This window comes from Streptomyces sp. NPDC007164 (genome assembly GCF_040634135.1).
GTDB lineage: Bacteria > Actinomycetota > Actinomycetes > Streptomycetales > Streptomycetaceae > Streptomyces > Streptomyces sanglieri.
On record NZ_JBEYFB010000065.1, the window covers coordinates 13,485 to 31,547 of the forward strand.

Annotated in this window: 13 protein-coding genes; 5 read left to right on the plus strand and 8 right to left on the minus strand. The window is 71.5% G+C overall.

From position 1 onward, the window contains the following. The first annotated feature begins 61 nt into the window (after positions 1–61). Positions 62–1,237 (plus strand): NlpC/P60 family protein, encoded by a 1,176-nt coding sequence (locus ABZ622_RS37845; protein ID WP_360551257.1) that lies wholly within the window; start codon positions 62–64, stop codon positions 1,235–1,237. Between the two features lie 64 nt (positions 1,238–1,301). Here the strand turns inward: ABZ622_RS37845 and ABZ622_RS37850 are convergent, their stop codons facing one another. From ABZ622_RS37850 to ABZ622_RS37870, 5 genes are read right to left on the minus strand one after another with little or no spacing between them, the layout of a single operon-like run. Then, complete coding sequence (locus ABZ622_RS37850) at positions 1,302–2,549, minus strand: styrene monooxygenase/indole monooxygenase family protein (RefSeq protein ID WP_360551259.1); 1,248 nt, start codon at positions 2,547–2,549, stop codon at positions 1,302–1,304. 30 nt (positions 2,550–2,579) lie between these two features. Continuing rightward, a complete protein-coding gene (locus ABZ622_RS37855) occupies positions 2,580–3,230 on the minus strand; it encodes an ATP/GTP-binding protein (protein WP_360551261.1) in 651 nt (216 codons plus the stop codon). Then, on the minus strand, positions 3,211–3,624 hold the full coding sequence (locus ABZ622_RS37860) for a DUF742 domain-containing protein (protein WP_266912215.1): 414 nt from the start codon (positions 3,622–3,624) through the stop codon (positions 3,211–3,213). Before ABZ622_RS37860 ends, ABZ622_RS37855 begins: the two co-directional genes overlap by 20 nt. After that, entirely contained in the window at positions 3,621–4,103 is a 483-nt protein-coding gene (locus tag ABZ622_RS37865; RefSeq protein ID WP_360551263.1) for a roadblock/LC7 domain-containing protein, read from the minus strand. Before ABZ622_RS37865 ends, ABZ622_RS37860 begins: the two co-directional genes overlap by 4 nt. After that, the gene (locus tag ABZ622_RS37870) at positions 4,100–7,048 is read right to left on the minus strand and encodes a nitrate- and nitrite sensing domain-containing protein (protein WP_360551265.1); all 2,949 of its coding nucleotides are present in this window, start codon (positions 7,046–7,048) and stop codon (positions 4,100–4,102) included. The genes ABZ622_RS37865 and ABZ622_RS37870 overlap by 4 nt, the downstream gene beginning before the upstream one ends. Before the next feature lie 365 nt (positions 7,049–7,413). Between ABZ622_RS37870 and ABZ622_RS37875 the strand changes: the two genes are divergently transcribed. Further along, on the plus strand, positions 7,414–8,199 hold the full coding sequence (locus ABZ622_RS37875; RefSeq protein WP_360551267.1) for a hypothetical protein: 786 nt from the start codon (positions 7,414–7,416) through the stop codon (positions 8,197–8,199). Positions 8,200–8,228: 29 nt separating this feature from the next. Here ABZ622_RS37875 and ABZ622_RS37880 read toward each other — a convergent pair whose 3' ends face one another. Beyond that, entirely contained in the window at positions 8,229–8,711 is a 483-nt protein-coding gene (locus tag ABZ622_RS37880) for a MarR family transcriptional regulator (RefSeq protein WP_360551269.1), read from the minus strand. Between the two features lie 242 nt (positions 8,712–8,953). Between ABZ622_RS37880 and ABZ622_RS37885 the strand changes: the two genes are divergently transcribed. Both ABZ622_RS37885 and ABZ622_RS37890 read left to right on the plus strand, forming a co-directional pair. After that, on the plus strand, positions 8,954–9,805 hold the full coding sequence (locus ABZ622_RS37885) for a lysozyme (RefSeq protein WP_360551271.1): 852 nt from the start codon (positions 8,954–8,956) through the stop codon (positions 9,803–9,805). A 241-nt stretch (positions 9,806–10,046) separates the two neighbouring features. Then, complete coding sequence (locus ABZ622_RS37890; protein ID WP_266918973.1) at positions 10,047–10,805, plus strand: polysaccharide deacetylase family protein; 759 nt, start codon at positions 10,047–10,049, stop codon at positions 10,803–10,805. 106 nt (positions 10,806–10,911) lie between these two features. Here the strand turns inward: ABZ622_RS37890 and ABZ622_RS37895 are convergent, their stop codons facing one another. Next, positions 10,912–13,707, minus strand: coding sequence for a M4 family metallopeptidase (locus tag ABZ622_RS37895; protein WP_360551277.1), 2,796 nt, complete (start codon positions 13,705–13,707; stop codon positions 10,912–10,914). A 271-nt stretch (positions 13,708–13,978) separates the two neighbouring features. Here ABZ622_RS37895 and ABZ622_RS37900 point away from each other — a divergent pair, with 271 nt between their 5' ends. After that, positions 13,979–14,989, plus strand: coding sequence for a hypothetical protein (locus ABZ622_RS37900; protein WP_360551273.1), 1,011 nt, complete (start codon positions 13,979–13,981; stop codon positions 14,987–14,989). A 179-nt stretch (positions 14,990–15,168) separates the two neighbouring features. On the opposite strand, the gene lon is transcribed toward ABZ622_RS37900, so the two are convergent. After that, positions 15,169–17,592, minus strand: a complete 2,424-nt coding sequence (gene lon / locus ABZ622_RS37905; protein WP_360551275.1) for an endopeptidase La — start codon at positions 17,590–17,592, stop codon at positions 15,169–15,171. Between the last annotated feature and the right edge of the window lie 471 nt (positions 17,593–18,063).

Consider the following 18,063-nt stretch of genomic DNA (forward strand, 5'->3'; position numbering starts at 1 on the left):
TGTCCCGTTGTGCTCACTCGTGGGGTAGCCCCATGATCGCCCCGTCATCGGAGGTGATGTCGTGTCAGGCGGAGTCTCGCGTGCGGTCTGCGCCGCCGCCCTGGCCACGCTCGTCGTGACCTCGCCGGCGGCCGCCGAACCCGCGGCCCCGGACCCCGCCGCGGGCGGCGCGGCGAAGGCACCCGCCACGCCCGCAGGGGCGAACCGGAGTGTCGCTCAGCTCCTCTCCGAGCTGCGGCAGTTGTACCAGCAGGCCGAAGAGGCCACCGAGACGTACAACGGGACCAACGCGGAGCTGAAGAAGCGCGCGGCGCAGGCGAAGAAGCTCGACGCCGCTCTCGTCGGCGCCCGGACCGCGCTGGCCGACAGTCGCGACGAGGCCGGGCGGCTGGCCCGGGAGCAGTACCAGGGGCGGTCCGGCTTCTCCGCGTATCTGCGGCTGCTGCTGGCCCGGGACCCCGAACACCTGCTGGACCAGGAGCATGTGATCCGGCGTGCGGCGGCCGGGCGGGCGGCGACGGTGAAGCGGCTCACCGGTGCCGAGAAGCGCGCCGACGAGCTGGCCACCGAGTCCCGCAAGGTACTCGACCGGCAGCAGGTCCTGGCCGCGAAGCAGAAGAAGCAGCGGGACACGGTCCGGGCGCGGCTGAAGGCCGTCGAATCGATGCTGGCCGCGCTCTCCGGCTCGCAGCTCACCGAGCTGTCCCGGCTGGAGCAGCGGGATATGGAGAAGGCGCAAGGAGCCCTGGCCGCCTCGGGGGCGCTCTCCTCGACGCGGCCGCCGTCCGCGGCGGGCGGGGAGGCGGTGCGGTACGCGATCGAGCAGGTCGGCAAGCCGTACGTGTGGGGCGCCGAGGGGCCGGACTCGTTCGACTGCTCGGGGCTCACCTCGCGGGCCTGGGCCAGGGCGGGCCAGGTCATTCCGCGGACGTCGCAGGAGCAGTGGCGGCAGCTGCGGAAGGTCCCGGTGAACGCGCTGCGCCCCGGTGACCTGGTGGTCTACTTCCCGAAGGCCACCCATGTGGCGCTGTACATCGGCAACGGCCTGGTGGTGCAGGCACCCCGGCCGGGCTCGCGGGTGAAGGTCTCGCCGCTGGCGTCGAATCCGCTGCTCGGCGCCGTACGGCCGGACCCGAGGAGCGCGCCGCTGTCCGCGTACAGGGCGCCGCGGCTCCCGCAGGGGGCCTCTTCGGGCTCGGACACGGGGTACAGCTCGTCGTCGGCCCCCGGGCAGTGACCCGGAACACCGGCAGGGCCGGGTCCGGTCGGTCGCCCGACGGAGCCCGGCCCTGGCGCGGTGATCAGGCGGTCGGCGCCGCCCCGGAGACCTCGGCGAGGTACGCGTTCGTCTTCTCCGGGTCGAAGAAGAAGTTGTCGAAGTCCGCCGGGTCGTTGAAGCCATTGGCGAAGCGGTCGGCGACCGGCTGGAGCTGACCGGCGGCGCCGATCAGGTTCAGCACGTGCTCCGGCGGTACGCCGAGCATCGCGTTGGTCCACTTCACGACGTGCTGCGCGGTGTCCCAGTAACGGTCGAACGTGGCCTGCATCCAGTCCGCGTCGAACTCCCGGTCGCCGTGCTCGATGATCGAGTCCAGGTACGCGTTGGCGCACTTGGAGGCCGAGTTGGAGCCCTGGCCGGTGATCGGGTCGTTGGCGACGACGACGTCCGCGACGCCGAGCACCAGGCCACCGCCGGGCAGCCGGCCGATCGGCTTGCGGACGGTCGGGGCGTAGCGGCCCGCCAGGGTGCCGTTGGCGTCGGTCAGTTCGACCTTGGTGGCGCGGGCGTACTCCCACGGAGTGAAGCGCTCCATGAGCTCCAGCGTCTTCGCCAGGTGCTCGGAGGGGTCCTTGATGCCCTGGAACGCGTCGAGCGGGCCGCCCGGGACGCCTTCCCAGAACAGGATGTCGGCGCGGCCGGACGTGGTCAGGGTCGGCATCACGAAGAGCTCGCCGACGCCGGGGACCAGGTTGCAGCGGACCGCGTCGAAGTCGGGGTGCTCCGGGCGCGGGCCCATGCCGTGGACGTACGCGACGGCCAGGGCGCGCTGCGGGGCGTCGAACGGCGAACGCGAGGCGTCCCGGCCGAACATGGAGACCAGCTCGCCCTTGCCCGCGGAGACCATCACCAGGTCGTAGGTGCGGGAGAAGTAGTCCAGGTCGGAGACGGCCGCGCCGTGGATGACGAGCTGTCCGCCGCGCTGGGCGAAGGTCTCCATCCAGCCGGCCATCTTCACGCGCTGGTCGACGGACTGGGCGAAACCGTTCAGCTTGCCGACCCAGTCGACGGCGCGCGAGGAGTCCGGGGCCGCGACGGAGACGCCGAGGCCCTCGATGCGCGGGGCCTGGGTCTCCCAGAAGTTGAGCTGGTAGTCACGCTCGTGCTGGAGCGCGGTGTGGAACATGCACTGCGTCGACATGACCCGGCCGGAGCGGATCTCGTCGGCGGTGCGGTTGGACATCAGGGTGACTTCGTACCCTCTGGACTGCAGTCCGAGAGCGAGCTGGAGCCCGGACTGGCCGGCTCCGACTATGAGTATCTTCCGCATCGCGGTTCTCCGTTACGTATGGCGTTCGAGCTATGCCGGGGTGGCGTCGAGGGCCAGGCCGACCAGGGCCAGCAGCGACTCGACGACGGTGATCCTGTTACGCGCGTCCATGATCACAACAGGCACGTGCGGCGGGACGGTCAGGGCCTCCCGGACGTCCTCGGTCTCGAACCCGGGCGTTCCCTCGAAGTGGTTGACGGCCACGATGTACGGCAGCCCGCAGCTCTCGAAGTAGTCGAGTGCGGGGAAGCAGTCGGCGAGCCGGCGGGTGTCGGCCATCACCACGGCGCCGATCGCGCCGCGCACCAGGTCGTCCCACATGAACCAGAAGCGCTGCTGGCCCGGTGTGCCGAACACGTACAGCACCAGGTCGTCGTCGAGCGTGAGCCGGCCGAAGTCCATGGCGACCGTCGTGGTGACCTTGTCGGGCGTCGCGGAGAGGTCGTCGGTCTCCTCGCTGGCCTCGGTCATCATCGCTTCGGTCCGCAGCGGGGGGATCTCGGAGACCGACCCGACGAAGGTCGTCTTGCCCACGCCGAAGCCGCCCGCGACCACAATCTTCGTGGCGATCGGGGCCCTGGTGCGATCGAGCTGCCAGGCCTGGAGCGATTCCTCGGCCTGGTCCCTGGCGCCCGGCTGACGCGGGGCGAAGAGCGGCGACTCAGAGACGGCGGAGTCCATTGAGCACCCTTTCGAGCAGTGCGCGGTCGGGCTGGCCGGTGCCGTGACCGGTCCCGTACACGCGGATCTTTCCTTGGTCGGCCAAGTCGCTGAGCAGCACCCGGACCACGCCGAGCGGCATCTTCAACAGGGCCGAGATCTCCGCGACGGTACGCATCCGGCGGCAGATTTCGACGATGGCCTGGAGCTCCGGCATGATGCGGCCGGCCAGGTTGCCGTTGGTGAGCTCGCGGCGTTCCTCGGGCGCTTCGAGCGCGGCGACGAACGTCTCGACGAGCAGGACGTGGCCGAAGCGGGTGCGTCCGCCGGTGAGGGAGTACGGGCGGACCCGTGCGGGCCTTCGGTCGGCCCCGCGGACGGGGAGCCTGCGGGCGGATTCAGCAGCGGGCTTCACTGGGTGCTCTCCATCGATTTGCGCAGTTCACTGCGGAGTTCGGGGGTGAGTACGTGTCCGGCCCGGCCGACGAAGAGCGCCATGTGGTAGGCGATGACGCTCATGTCGCAGTCCGGGGTGGCGTGCACTCCGAGGAGTGAGCCGTCACTGATCGACATGACGAAGACGCTGCCTTCGTCCATGGCGACCATCGTCTGCTTGACGCCGCCGCCGTCCATCAGCTTGGCGGCGCCGATGGTGAGGCTGCCGATGCCGGAGACGATGGTGGCCAGGTCGGCGCTGGAGCCTCTGGGGCCGCCCTGGCCGCCGCCGCCGGCCGGGGCGACCAGATGGCCGGGGTCGGAGGAGAGCAGCATCAGTCCGTCCGACGAGACGACGGTGACGGAGTGGACCCCTGGCACCTCCTCCACGAGATTGCTCAGCAACCAGTGAAGGTTACGGGCCTCGGTACTCAGCCCGAATGTGCTGGGCGCAGTCAACTGCGTGCCTCCTCGACTGTGTCCCCCGTCTCGTCGGTCCGATCGGTCCGGCCGCCATCGCGGCCGGCCACCCCACTGTGTTCGGTCTGTGCGGCGGCTCCCGGGAGGGTCCGGGTGGCCGTGGTCTCCGCGATCTCCGCCTCGACGTCCCGGCGGCCGTCCTTCGCGCCCTGGTGGAAGCCGCCGAGCCGGCGGCGCAGCGCCTCCTTGTCCAGGCTGCCCTTGCGCTCGGCGGTGGGTGCCGTGGCGGGCTTGACGACCTTGGGGGTGCGCTTGGGCAGCCCCTTGTCGGTGACGCGTTCGGCGGGCTGCTGGGGCTGGGGCTGCTGCTCCGGCTGCCGGGGGCCGGGCAGGGCGTCGGCCACGGGGGTGTGCGCCGGGGCGGCGGGGCGCGGCTCCGGGGAGCCGTCCGCGGTGCGCTCATGGCGGTCGGGGCCGATGGCGTACGGGTCGGGCGCATTGATCTCGGGGACGTCCGCGAACTCCGGCACCACGGGGAGCCGGACCTGCATCGTGACCTCGGACTCCGCCTCGGCGGGGGCCTGTGCCTCGGCGGGTGCCTGCGCCCGGGCCGGAGCGGGCTCGGGGGCCGGCTGGGGTGCGGGTGCGGGGGCAGGGGCGGCGGGGGCCGGCTCGGGAACGGCGGGCCGGTCGGCGGCGGGGGCCGGCGCGGCCTCCGCCTCGCGGATCGTCTGCTCGGCGGCGGCAATCAGCGGGTCGCCGGGCAGCCCGAGGCTACGGGTCGGCAGGGCGTTGGAGTTGGCCTCGGCGACCGAACCCGGCAGATTCAGCGCGGGGGCGTCCCCGGGGACCGTCACCGGCGGCGGGGTGGCGGCCGGGGGCGCCTTCGGCAGCAGGGTCTGGGGCAGCACGACGACCGCCGTGACCCCGCTGCCCTTGTGCTCGCGCAGCTGGACCCGGACGCCGTGGCGGGCGGCCAGCAGGGAGGTGACCTGGAGGCCGAGACCGGCCCCGTCCGCGCTCTGCTCGCCCGCCTCGAAGAGCGTCGGGTCGGCGAGCCGGGTGTTGAGCTCGCCCATCCGTACGGTCGACATCCCGATGCCCTCGTCCTGGACGGAGAGCATCACCTCGCCGCTCTCCAGCAGCCAGCCGGAGAGCTGGACGTGGGAGTCGGGCGGCGAGAAGGAGGTGGCGTTCTCCAGGAGTTCGGCGACCAGGTGGCTCAGGTCGTCGGCGGCGAAGCCGGCGATCTGGGCGTGCGGCGGCAGGGACTGGATGGTGACCCGCTCGTACCGCTCGATCTCCGAGACGGCCGCACGCGCCACATCGACCAGCGGGATCGGTCCCGCGTGCCCGTGGCCGTGCTCGGCGCCCGCGAGGACCAGCATGTTCTCGCTGTGCCTGCGCATGACGGTGGCCATGTGGTCGAGCTTGAAGAGGGTGGAGAGCCGCTCGGGGTCGTGCTCACGCTCCTCCAGGCTCTCGATGACCCCGAGCTGGCGCTCGACGAGGCCGAGGGTGCGCAGCGAGAGGTTGACGAAGGTGTGGTGGACCGTGTTCTTCAGCCGCTCCAGCTGGGCGGTGAGGTCGGAGGCCAGGACCTGGAGCTCGGCGCGCTGGACGGTGAGGGTCTCGCGGCCGGCGATCAGCTCGCCGTGCTCGGCCCGGAGGGTCTCGTAACGGCCGTTGAACTCGGTCAGGAGTCCCTGGAGCCTGCCGTGCAGGCTGTTGAGGGACCGTACGACCTGGGCGAACTCGTCGTTGCGGCCGGTGTAGCGGACCGGTTCGGCGGTGTCGGGTTCGGTGGCGAGGCGGGCGGCGCCGATCCGCAGCACGGCGAGCGGCTGGGTGAGGGTGCGGGCCACGGCGGTCGAGACGCCGACCGCGATCAGCAGACAGCCGCCGAGCAGCGCGATGCGCAGTTCGAGTGCGGTGACGTCGTCGCCGCGCAGCTGCTCCAGGCGCCGGATCTGTTCGGTGCCGAGGGCCGACTCGACGCTGCGCATCCGGTCGATCCGCGCGGAGAGCGCCGCCTCGGCCTTCTTGCGGTTGGTCCCCTGGTCGGAGTCGGACAGCTCGGGGCGGTCCGTGAGGGAGTTGAGGTACTTCTCCGCGCTGGTGACCTCGGGTCCGGTGACGGTGGACGACAGCTTGTCGCGGGCGGTGGAGCCGGCGGCCTGGTCGAAGTCGGCGAGCGAGCCGAGTTCGCGGACCCGGGCCTGCTGGGCGGCGGCGCTCAGTTCGTCGCGGGTGCGGTCGTCCTTGTCGTTGCCGCCGTCCTGGGCCTGCACCGGGAGTCCGGTCACCGGGTCGAGCTGCGGGACCGCGACCGTACGGGGGACGGAGAGCGCGGCGATCAGCAGCCCGCGGGTGGCGGAGGCCTGTTCGGTGGCCTGCCCGAGGGCGAGCGGGGCGCGGGTGGCCTCGGCCGCGCGCGGCGGGGTCTTCTCGGCGAGCTCGTCGGCGAGCTCGTGGAGCTTGGCGATGACCTCGGAGTAGGCCTGGTGGGCCTCCAGCGCGGTGCCCTTGCCGCTGAGCGCGTCGCGGCGCAGGGACGGGATGGTGGAGAGGTCGCGGCGCAGTGCGGCCGGGGCCGTGGCTCGGATCTCGTCGACCTGCTGGTCGACCCGGGCGCTGTGGCCCCGGGAGTCGTCCTTGTCGCCGGACGCCTGGTCATGTCCGGCCGCGATCCGGGCGGTGACCTCGTCGCGCTCGTCCGCGAGGGCGTGGGCGAGGGCGGTGGCCTGCTGGTTCAGCTCGGCGAGGGTGACCAGCCGCTGTGATTCGTTCAGTTCGGAGGAGGCGGCGAGGATCGCGGGCGTGCCCGCGGCGATGACGGTGATGCCGACCACCGCGACACCGGCGACCAGCCTGCTCCGTACGCGCGCGGTGCGCCGGGTGCTCTCGCTCCCGGCGGGTGCCGGTGGCGTCACCCCGGAACCGCTCTGCTTGCCGCCCTGGCTCCGAGGCCGCTTCTTCTGCACCGGTGCTCGCAATCTTGACTCGTCCGCCCTTGAAGCAGAGGTGACGCACGGTCACACATATCGAGCGCCCCGACCCCTGGTACGGCTTCTGACCATTCCAGTGCTTTTGAGAGGGGGGCGCGCATCAACCACTCCGCCACCTGAACGAGTGAACATCACTCCAGAGTTGGCAAACAAGTTTGCCCCGGGGGACCCTCGGCCACACCTGGTCCGTCGGCTGGAACTTCCGCGCAGGCTTTGGCAGGATGCCCGCCCGCACGCCCTATGGAGCCGCTCCTTCCGCTCCGGCCACTCGTCCGACCTGCTGGTTCAGGCCAATTGCGGCCGAGTGCAGGGCTCGTGAAGGCACCGTGCAGACTGGTCGCATGCGCATCGAACTGGCCACCGTCGCCGGCTGCCCGGAACGCCCGAACGAGGACTGGGCGGCCACCGCACTTCCCGCCTCCGGCCAGGGCGGGACGCTGGTCGTACTCGACGGGGTGACACCGCCCCGGGCTGACGACGGTTGTGTGCACTCGGTCCCCTGGTTCACCGCCCGGCTGGGCGGCGCACTGGTCGAACTGTCCGGTTCGCGGCGGGATCTGACCCTTCAGGAGATCCTGGAAGTGTCCATCCGACGCACCGCCGACACGCACCGTTCCCTGTGTGACCTTTCTCACGCGCGTACGCCTCAGGCAACGGTCGTCATGGCGCGCTGGGACGACACCGGGGTCGAGTACCTGGTGCTCTCCGATTCCGTACTGCTGTTCGAGGCGCACGACGGGAGTGTGCGCCCCCTGCTCGACGACCGGCTCGACCGCCTGCCGCCCGGCTCGCTGAGCACCGAGGCGATCACCGACTCCGGGTTCCGGAACAAGGAGGGCGGCTTCTTCACCGCCGCCGCCGACCCCTCCGTGGCGGCCCGCGCGGTGACCGGGCACACCCCGCGCGACCGGGTGCGGGCGATCGCCGCACTGACCGACGGGGCGTCCCGGTGGACCGAGATGTTCCACGAGGGCGACTGGACGGACTGCCTCGGGGTGCTCCACAAGGACGGGCCGCAGGGGCTGATCGACCGGGTCAGGGCCCTGGAGGAGGCGGACGCGGAGCGCGTCCGGCTGCGCCGCGGCAAGACCCATGACGACGCGACGGCGGTCTACGTGGTGCTGTGACGGCGCACCAGAGGCCGGACCGACGGGCTTCATTCCGCGGCGCGGGCGTTCAAGTGGTGCAGCAGCCGGGCCAGTTCGGCCACTTCCGCCCGGTCCCAGTCGTCGAGCTTGCGGACGTAGCGCTCCCGGCGGGCGTCACGCACACTGCGGTAGCGGGCCAGCCCCTCGGCGGTGAGATGGACGAGGAAGGCCCGGCCGTCCGCCGGATCGGGTTCACGGGCCACCAGTCCGAGGCCCTCCAGGGCGCGCAGTTGACGGCTCATGGTCGCCTTGCCCACCCCGAAGTAGGCCGCGAGATCGGTGGCCCGCTGCCGCCCGGCCGACTCCAGCCGGACGAGCAGCCCGTACGCGGCGGCCTCCAGCTCCGGATGGACCTCGCGCGCCATCTCCCCGGAATTGGACCGCGCCCGGCGCAGAAAGACGGCCAACTCCCGCTCCAGGGCAAGGAATGCGTGGTCCACACCACTTCCGCCGGTCGCGCCGGGTTCACTACCGCTTTCGCTCCCGTGCACGTCAACACCCCTCGTGAGCTTTCCGGTCGCTGAAAATTTCTTTCACCGCTGGTCATCACCGCAGCTCCGCCAGTATTTCGCAGGCGTAGACCAACGGCAGCCACCAGGCCCCCTTCCGCAGCACGGGTCTACGTGCGTAGCGTCAGTCCTGGCATGTTCACACCATTACATGCCTACAGGGGGTCGTCACGCGTCCCCCTGGGATCAGCACGTCCCCACACCACGTCCCCGGAGGCACTCCCATGCCGGTGCTCAGATCCACTTCCAAGACGTCCCGCCGCTCGCGCTTCGCGGCGGCCGGGACGCTGCTCGCAGCTCTTTCGCTCCTCCTCACCCTGCCCGGCGCGGCGAGCGCCGCCGGCTCCCACGACGCGGCCGCCAGGAAGCCCGCCCGCGGCACGGCCACGATGGGCATGGGCGTCGTCGCCCACGACGGCCAGGGCGGACTGCCGCGGGACACCCGCGCCGTCCAGACCGAAGGCGTGGACGTCTCCGGCCACCAGGGCAACGTCGCCTGGTCGACGCTCTGGAACAGCGGGGTGAAGTGGGCCTACACCAAGGCCACCGAGGGCACGTACTACAAGAACGAGTACTTCGCCCAGCAGTACAACGGCTCGTACAACGTCGGCATGATCCGCGGCGCGTACCACTTCGCCACTCCGAACACCACGAGCGGCGCCGTCCAGGCCAACTACTTCGTGAACAACGGGGGCGGCTGGTCGCGGGACGGCAAGACGCTGCCCGGCGTGCTCGACATCGAGTGGAACCCGTACGGCGACCAGTGCTTCGGCCTGAGCCAGGCCGGCATGGTCTCCTGGATCCGCGACTTCGTGAACACGTACAAGGCGCGCACCGGACGCGACGCGGTCATCTACACCGCGACCAGCTGGTGGAAGACCTGCACCGGCAACAACGCGAGCTTCGGCGCGACCAACCCGCTGTGGGTGGCCCGCTACGCCGCCACGGTCGGCGAGCTCCCGGCCGGCTGGGGCTTCTACACGATATGGCAGTACACCTCGTCCGGCCCCACCGTCGGCGACCACGACCGCTTCAACGGCGCCCTCGACCGCGTGCAGGCCCTCGCCAACGGCTGAGTCCGCCCGCCGCACCCTCGCGGCCCCCTCGCTCCACACCGCAGAGCCCCGGCGATCCGCCGGGGCTCTCACCTTTGCCCGCCCCCGCCGGTTCACCCGCCCCGACCGGCGGTTTCCGCTCTCCGGCCGACCACGGACCCCATATACACCGGGTGTATACCCCCTATGTATAGTCCTTCTCTGCCGCACACCGTGCGCCTTGTACAGCTGTTCAGCAACGGAGGAGTGACCCGCCTTGTCCATGAAGACGAAGTCGATCGGTACGGGGTTGGCCGCCGCCCTTGTGACGGCTCTCACCCTCACGCTGAGCGGGTGCTCCATGCAGACCACCGCCCCCGCCTCGGCCCGCGGTGACGCGGGCTCCGACGCCAAGGGCTCCTTCGGCCCGGTGGACTGCCGCAAGGCGAAGTGCATAGCGCTGACCTTCGACGCGGGACCGGGCGAGGACACCCCGCACCTGCTGGACGTCCTCAAGGAGAAGAAGGTCCACGCGACCTTCTTCCTGCTGGGCAAGAACCACGTCAAGAAGCACCCCGACACCGTGCGCAGGATCGCCGCCGAGGGGCACGAGGTGGCCAACCACACCTGGACCCACCAGGTCCTCACCGACCGGAAGCCGGCCGAGATACGGGCCGAGCTGGAGAAGACGCAGAACGCGATAGCGGACATCACCGGCAAGAAGCCGCGCCTGATGCGCCCGCCGCAGGGCCGCACCGACGACACCGTCTCGGACATCAGCAAGGACCTGGGGCTCTCCCAGATCCTGTGGAGCGCCACGGCGAAGGACTACTCCACGACCGACTCGGCGCTGATCAAGAAGCGCATCCTGGACCAGGCGAGCAAGGACGGCGTCATCCTGCTGCACGACATCTACAAGGGCACGGTGCCCGCGGTGCCGGGCATCATCGACGAGCTGAAGAAGCAGGGCTACACCTTCGTCACCGTCCCGCAGCTGATGGCGCCCGCCGAGCCGGTCCCGGGGACCATCTACCGCCCCTGATCCGGCAGCGGACAACCGGAGGACCCCCGGCGCGCGGTGCGCCGGGGGTCCGGTCGTCCGATCGGGATTGCGCCGGGGGTCCGGTCGTCCGATCGGGATTGCGCCGTCAGCCGCAGCTGCCCACGGGCCGCTCCCGGGTCACCAGGTCGGTCCAGCCGGTGGTGCCGTCGATCCACACCACCCGCCGGCCGCCGTCGGCCGCCGCGTTCGACTGCTCGCCACGGTTGCAGGAGACCCGCTGGACGCGCGATCCGTCCGGGGTCAGCTGCCACAGCTTGGGCAGCGTCTCGTTGCGGTACGCCGTGTCCGGGGTCTGCGCCGTCACCGTGACCGCCTCGTCGGACGCCGTCAGGTCGTACGGGAAGAGCGCGCCGGCACCGGTCTCCGGGCTGATGTCCTTGAGCCCGCTGCCGTCCGGGGCCGACCGGCGCACCGCCATCTGCCCCTGGTCCTCGACCTCGTCGACCAGCCACACCACGGAGTCCTTGGTGACCGCGGTCCGGCCGAGCGCCTGCGGGGTGCCGCTCTGCGGCAGCAGCCTCGTCTTCCCGGTGGTCACGTCGAACACCTCGACGCCCAGCTCGTACTCCGTCTCGCCCGGGTAGAGCTTCCCGTAAGCGATCGTGGAGCCCTTGACCGAGCCGACCGCGGTGGAGAGGTGGTACTTCCCGCCGTCCACGTAGGCCTGCTTGCCGGTCCGGGTGTTCACATAGCCGACGTGCTGGCTGCCGAACGGGTCGTACTCGGTGAAGACCACCAGGTCGCCGTCGACCCGCAGCCCCTCGACACCGGTGAAGGACGTCCACACGGTCTTGACCGGGCCGCCCGCGATCGGACGGCTCAGGATGTCGACGCCGGTGTCCCCGAACGCCGCCCACACCACGGACTTGCCGTCGGTCGCCGGATAGACGTGATAGCGGCCGTCGTTGGGGCTGATCAGCTTGGGCGCGCCCTTGCCGTCGGTGCGTCCGGCGTAGACCGAGTACGGCTCCGAGCCGTCGTCGTTCGACTTGGACGTGGCCCACCAGCCGCCGCCCGCGCCGACGCCGGTACCGGAGATGTTGAGCTTGCCGAAGAGCTTGTCGGAGTCGACGCCGAGCGCCTTCTCCCAGCCGGGGACGATGCCGTGGGCGTCGAACGCCCGCTTGACGACCGCCAGTTGCTTCTTCGTCACGCCCAGCTCCCTGGCTGCCGCGACGGTGGCGTTGCGGCCCTCGGTGAAGCCGTCGAGCGGAGTCAGGTAGGAGTCGAGCGCCCGGTAGGCGATCCTGTCGGCGAGCTCGGCGCCGAGGTCCTCGCGGATGTCCCAGAGGGCGCCGGAGTAGATCGTGGAGTTGAGGTGCACCCCGCCGTTGTCCGTGGAGAAGGCCACGCCGAGGAAGTTCTTCGAGGTGGTGGCGCCGTCGTTGAGGTCACGGAAGGCGCAGGCGCGGGGCGCGGTGGTGCGGCACAGGTCCTCGCCGATCAGCCCCGCGTCCGGGTCGTCCATGGCGGTGCCGGAGGCGGTGACGTCGATGGCGTTGCCGAAGTAGTCGGCGATCGCCTCGTTCATGGCGCCGGACTGGCCCGCGTAGACCAGGTTCGCGGTGCTCTCCACGACGCCGTGGGTCATCTCGTGGCCGACCACGTCGAGGTCGGCGGAGATCGGCTTGTACTCGCTGTCGCCGCTGCCGTAGACCATCTTCTGGCCGTCCCAGAAGGCGTTGACGTACGGCTGGCCGTAGAGGGTGACCTCGACCAGCGAGTTGATGGCCATGCCTCGGCCGTCGAGGCTGTCCCGGCCGTGCTGCTTCTTGTAGTAGTCGTAGACCTGGCCGGCCGCCCAGTGCGCGTCCGTCGCGCCGGACTGGCCGGCCTCCTTGCCGAAGTCGCTGGTGGGGTGGCTGAACTCGCTGATCCCGCTGGGCCAGCGGCCGGACGCCTCGCCGACGTCGACGCCCCGGGCGTCCCAGGTGACGAGCGAGTTCCGGGTGGTGTCCCACTGGCGGGAGTAGTCCCGCATGACGTACTGGTCCTGGCCGCTGTCGTAGTAGAGATCCAGCTCGACCTTGGAGCCGTCGGCGCGCAGACCGGTGCCCTTGACGCCCGGGAAGTCACCGGCCGCCGTGCCGGTGGCCGGTGCGGCCGCGGTGCCGGCGGCCTTCGCGGGGGTGCCCGCCGCGGACGTGGCGCCCGGTGCGGTCAGCGTCTTGATGCCGCTGTACTGGAGGACCGGGAAGCCGGCCGCGGCGTCGATGTAGACCTCCTGGAGCACCGGTTCGCCGGTCGCCGGGTCGGTGCCGCGCACGGTGACGTGCTGGGCGAGTACGCCGGTCCCCTTCGGGATCACCACGAGCCCGCGGGCGGTGCCGGTGAGGGCGGCCGCCCGTGCGGACTTCCCGCCCTTCGCCCGTACCGCGTCGTCCTTGGTGAGTGTGTTGCCCCTGAGCCGGGAGGCGGTCGTGGCGACCGCGCGCCGCACGGCGAGCTCCGCGTCGACCTTGGCCTCGGTGGGCGCGGTCAGCCCGGTGAAGTACTTGCCGGAGGTGCCGGTGACGACACGCTTGCCGGCCTTCTTCTCCATCCGTACGACGTACTGCCCGCCGAGCACCGCGATGCCATGGTGCTTCTGCTGGAACCGCACCGTCTCCTCGGAGCCGCTGGTCAGCGAGCGCACGGGGGTCAGGTCCCGCTTCGGGTCGGCGATCCGGTAGCGGTTCTTCTTCGCGGCGAGATGACTGCGGGCCGCGTCGGCCGGCTTCGCCCCGGCGTCCACCGGCTCGGAGATCGCGTCGACGAGGGCCGGGGTGGCGGTGCCTTCACCGGGGACGACCTCGGACCACGGCGCGGTGGCCGACGGGGTGACCGCCTGGGCCGGGATCGCGGTCACCACGAGCGCCGCACTGCCGAGCAGCGCGGCCAGGGCGGCGCCCCTCGGTATGCCGCTCCCCCGCGTCGTGCCGCTCTTCCTCGCCGTGCCGCTCCCCCTCGCCGTACCGCTTCTCCCCGCCGTCGCGGATCCGCGTGAACCTCTGTCGGACGTACGCAATTTGGCCCCTCCCACACGTCTGGAAACCATCCAAGTGGTCATGGCCATGCAACCCGCGGGGCAGCAATGGATCAATGTGACGGCCGTGTTGACAAGTGGGCACGCCCACTTGTGTGCCTTGTGAAAACGGAGTGAGAATCCAGGCATGATCCAGGGGGAGCTGCGGGATCTCGGTCTCGGTGAGGGCGAGCAACGCGTATACGAGGCACTGCTCACGGGGAAGGCCGCCGATGCGCAGGAGCTCGCCGCGCTGCTGGACATGGCGCCGGAGCCGCTGGCGGCGGCGCTCGGCCGGCTGGCCGAGCACGGCTTCGCCCTGCCGGGGCCGGCCGGGGAACCGGATGCGCTGCCGCGCGCGGCGACCCCGGCCGGTGCGATCCGTGCGCTCATCCACCGCCGCCAGGCCGAACTCCATCTTCGCTCCGCCGAGTTGGAACAGCTCCGGATGAACGCCGACCGGTTGGCGGGCCGGCTGATGTCCGGCTCGCCCACCGCCCCCGAGGACGGCATCGAGGTGCTCGTCGGCCCGCAGGCCATCGGCGAACGCGCCGAGTATCTGCTGGCCTCCGCCGAACAGGAGGTGGCGATCCTGGACCGGCCGCCGTACGTGAAGGGACAGCCGCGGGAGGGCAGTTCGCGCCCGCCGGGCCTGGACATCGGGGCACTGCTCGACCGGGGCGTACAGGTGCGCACGGTGCTGGACCGGGAGGGCGTCGGCTATCCCGGCCGGATGCGTTCGCTGACCGGGCTGGTCGAGCGGGGGCTGCGGGCCAGGGTCGCCCCGGGGGCACCGACGAAGCTGATCATCGTGGACGGGCGGATCACCCTGCTGCCACCGAGCGACGCGTCCGACCCGACGGCGTCCGCCCTGGTCATCGGGGACGCGCTGCTGCGCAACGCGCTGGTGCCGCTGTTCGAGACGGTGTGGGAACGGGCGACTCCGCTGGGCGGCTCGGGCGGGCCGCTGCCGGAGCCGCAGAAGGAGCTGCTCGGCCTGCTCGCGGCCGGGCTGAAGGACGAGGCGATAGCGCGCCGGCTGGGTGTCCATGTACACACGGCCCGGCGCCCGATCAGCGTGCTGCTGGACTCACTGGGCGCCCAGACCCGCTTCCAGGCGGGGGCGCAGGCGACGCTGCGGGGGTGGCTGGAGGTGTGAGCGCCGGGCGCGCGAGCGTCCTGCGCACGCGGAACGGCCGCGGTGATCGGCGACGCCGAGGCCGCCCTCGCGCGAGCGTCCTGCGCACGCGGAACGGCCCGCCCACCCGTTGCCTTGCCGGGGGGCGGGCCGTCCGTACCGGTCGCGTACGTGGTGCCACGTCCGTCACGCCGTGGCGGCTACGCCGCGGCCGGGATCCTCTCCTCGGGCCTGGCCGCGGACGCCGGGGCCAGGGCGATCTCCAGGACCTGCCGGACATCGGTCACCGGGTGGACCTCCAGCGTGTCCAGGACCTCGGCGGGGACGTCGTCCAGGTCGGCCTCGTTCCGCTTCGGGATCACCACGGTGGTGATCCCGGCGCGGTGCGCGGCCAGCAGCTTCTGCTTCAGGCCGCCGATCGGCAGCACCCGCCCGGTCAGCGAGACCTCACCGGTCATCGCCACGTCCGTACGGACCAGCCGCCCGGAGAGCAGCGAGGCCAGCGCCGTCGTCATGGTGATACCGGCGCTGGGGCCGTCCTTCGGGACCGCGCCCGCCGGGAAGTGGATGTGCACGCCGCGGTCCTTCAGGTCCGCGACCGGCAGCTCCAGCTCCGCGCCGTGCGACCGCAGGAAGCTCAGCGCGATCTGCGCGGACTCCTTCATGACGTCGCCGAGCTGGCCGGTGAGGGTCAGTCCGGACGCCCCGGTCTCCGGGTCGGCCAGCGACGCCTCCACGAACAGCACGTCGCCGCCCGCGCCGGTGACCGCGAGTCCGGTGGCCACACCGGGCACCGAGGTCCGGCGCTCGGCCGGGTCCTGGGCGGACTCGGGCACGTGGTGCGGCCGTCCGATCAGACCGCGCAGATCCGCCTCGGCGACCGTGAACGGCAGCTCCCGGTCGCCCAGTTCGTGCTGGGCCGCGACCTTGCGGAGCAGCCGGGCGACGGCCCGCTCCAGGTTGCGTACGCCCGCCTCGCGGGTGTACTCGCCGGCCAGCTTGCGCAGCGCGGACTCGTCGAGCGTCACCTCGCCCTTCTCCAGGCCGGCCCGCTCCAGCTGGCGCGGGAGCAGGTGGTCCCGGGCGATGACGACCTTCTCGTCCTCGGTGTAGCCGTCGAGCCTGACCAGCTCCATGCGGTCGAGCAGGGCCTCCGGGATGGCTTCGAGCACATTGGCCGTGGCCAGGAAGACGACGTCGCTGAGGTCGAGCTCGACCTCCAGGTAGTGGTCGCGGAAGGTGTGGTTCTGCGCCGGGTCGAGGACTTCGAGGAGGGCGGCGGCCGGGTCGCCCCGGAAGTCGGAGCCGACCTTGTCGATCTCGTCGAGCAGGACGACCGGGTTCATCGAACCGGCCTCCTTGACGGCCCGCACGATACGTCCCGGCAGCGCACCCACGTACGTACGCCGATGGCCCCGGATCTCCGCCTCGTCCCGCACCCCGCCGAGGGCGACGCGGACGAACTTGCGGCCCATGGCGTGCGCGACGGACTCACCGAGCGAGGTCTTGCCCACGCCCGGAGGCCCCACCAGCGCCAGCACGGCCCCGCCGCGCCGCCCGCCGACCACGCCGAGCCCCCGGTCGGAGCGCCGCTTGCGGACGGCCAGGTACTCGGTGATGCGCTCCTTCACGTCCTGGAGCCCCGCGTGCTCGGCGTCGAGCACCTCCTGCGCGCCCCGGATGTCGTAGGCGTCCTCGGTCCGTTCGTTCCACGGCAGTTCGAGGACGGTGTCGAGCCAGGTCCTGATCCAGGCGCCCTCGGGGCTCTGGTCGGAGGAGCGCTCCAGCTTGTCGACCTCCTTGAGCGCGGCCTCGCGGACGTGCCCGGGGAGGTCGGCGGCCTCGACGCGCGCCCGGTAGTCGTCGGACTCGTCCTCCGGATCCCCGTTCAGCTCGGAGAGCTCCTTGCGCACGGCTTCGAGCTGGCGCCGCAGCAGGAATTCGCGCTGCTGCTTGTCGACGCCCTCCTGGACGTCCTTGGCGATGGACTCGGCGACGTCCTGCTCGGCGAGGTGTTCGCCGAGCCACTGGATGGCGAGCTTCAGCCGGGCGACCGGGTCCGTGGTCTCCAGGAGCTGCACCTTCTGGGCGGTGGTGAGGAAGGGCGAGTAACCGGAATTGTCGGCGAGCGCGGAGAGGTCCTCGATCTGCTGGACCCGGTCCACGACCTGCCAGGCGCCGCGCTTCTTCAGCCAGCTGGTGGCGAGCGCCTTGTACTCCTTGACCAGCTCGGCGGCGGCTCCGGGAAGCGGGTCGGGAACGACCGCGTCGACCCGGGTCCCCTCCACCCAGAGCGCTGCACCCGGGCCGCTGGTCCCGGCCCCGATCCGCACCCGGCCCCGGCCGCGGATGAGCGCGCCCGGATCCCCGTCCGAAAGCCGCCCGACCTGCTCGACGGTGCCGATGACACCGGTGCCGGTGTACGTACCGTCGATCCGCGGCACCAGAAGCACCTCGGGCTTGCCGCCACCGGCACGGGCCGCGGCCTGTGCGGCCTCCACGGCGGCACGTACATCGGTGTCGGACAGGTCCAGAGGCACCACCATCCCGGGCAGCACGACCTCGTCGTCGAGCGGCAGCACGGGTAGGGCGAGCGGAGTGACCGCATTGGAATCGGTAGCCATGATCTCCCCTTCGGCAGTCAAGTTGAGCTATGCAGACTCAATGCTCCTGAGCCGTCCGTTGTTCCCCGGGGTGCGTTCGCTGTGAGCGATACCGCCTTCGGTGTCCTGCAGCAGCAAACCCTGCGAGTTCAGACCAACCTTGCGAGGGATCCCACGAGGCCCGAGGCGACGAGCCATGTCCGCCTCGGCAGGCTGCCGGCATGTCCACCGACGTGAGTGGAATGATCGAGCGCAGGCCCTTGGCCCGGATCTGGGGAGAGGACGACGAGGACGCGGTGTGGCACGCCGCTATTGACCTCGTTCCGCGCGCGTGCTCTGCGCCCCACCCATTGGGCGCAACAGAGCGTCGGCCCGAGCGGACTAAGACCGACCGGCAATTGGGGGGTGGGAGAAGGAGCGGGGTTGGGTGCGTGCGGCTGCAAGGCGGAGGATTGAGGCAGATGGGGTCTCCCCTGCTCGAGCGCAGTCGAG

Excerpts from the sequence above, each read along its gene's own strand:
- ABZ622_RS37855 (WP_360551261.1), bottom strand. The coding sequence starts at position 3,230 with ATGGACTCCGCCGTCTCTGAGTCGCCGCTCTTCGCCCCGCGTCAGCCG.
- ABZ622_RS37885 (WP_360551271.1), top strand. The coding sequence starts at position 8,954 with ATGCCGGTGCTCAGATCCACTTCCAAGACGTCCCGCCGCTCGCGCTTC.
- ABZ622_RS37875 (WP_360551267.1), top strand. The coding sequence starts at position 7,414 with ATGCGCATCGAACTGGCCACCGTCGCCGGCTGCCCGGAACGCCCGAAC.
- lon (WP_360551275.1), bottom strand. The coding sequence starts at position 17,592 with ATGGCTACCGATTCCAATGCGGTCACTCCGCTCGCCCTACCCGTGCTG.
- ABZ622_RS37890 (WP_266918973.1), top strand. The coding sequence starts at position 10,047 with ATGAAGACGAAGTCGATCGGTACGGGGTTGGCCGCCGCCCTTGTGACG.
- ABZ622_RS37900 (WP_360551273.1), top strand. The coding sequence starts at position 13,979 with ATGATCCAGGGGGAGCTGCGGGATCTCGGTCTCGGTGAGGGCGAGCAA.
- ABZ622_RS37850 (WP_360551259.1), bottom strand. The coding sequence starts at position 2,549 with ATGCGGAAGATACTCATAGTCGGAGCCGGCCAGTCCGGGCTCCAGCTC.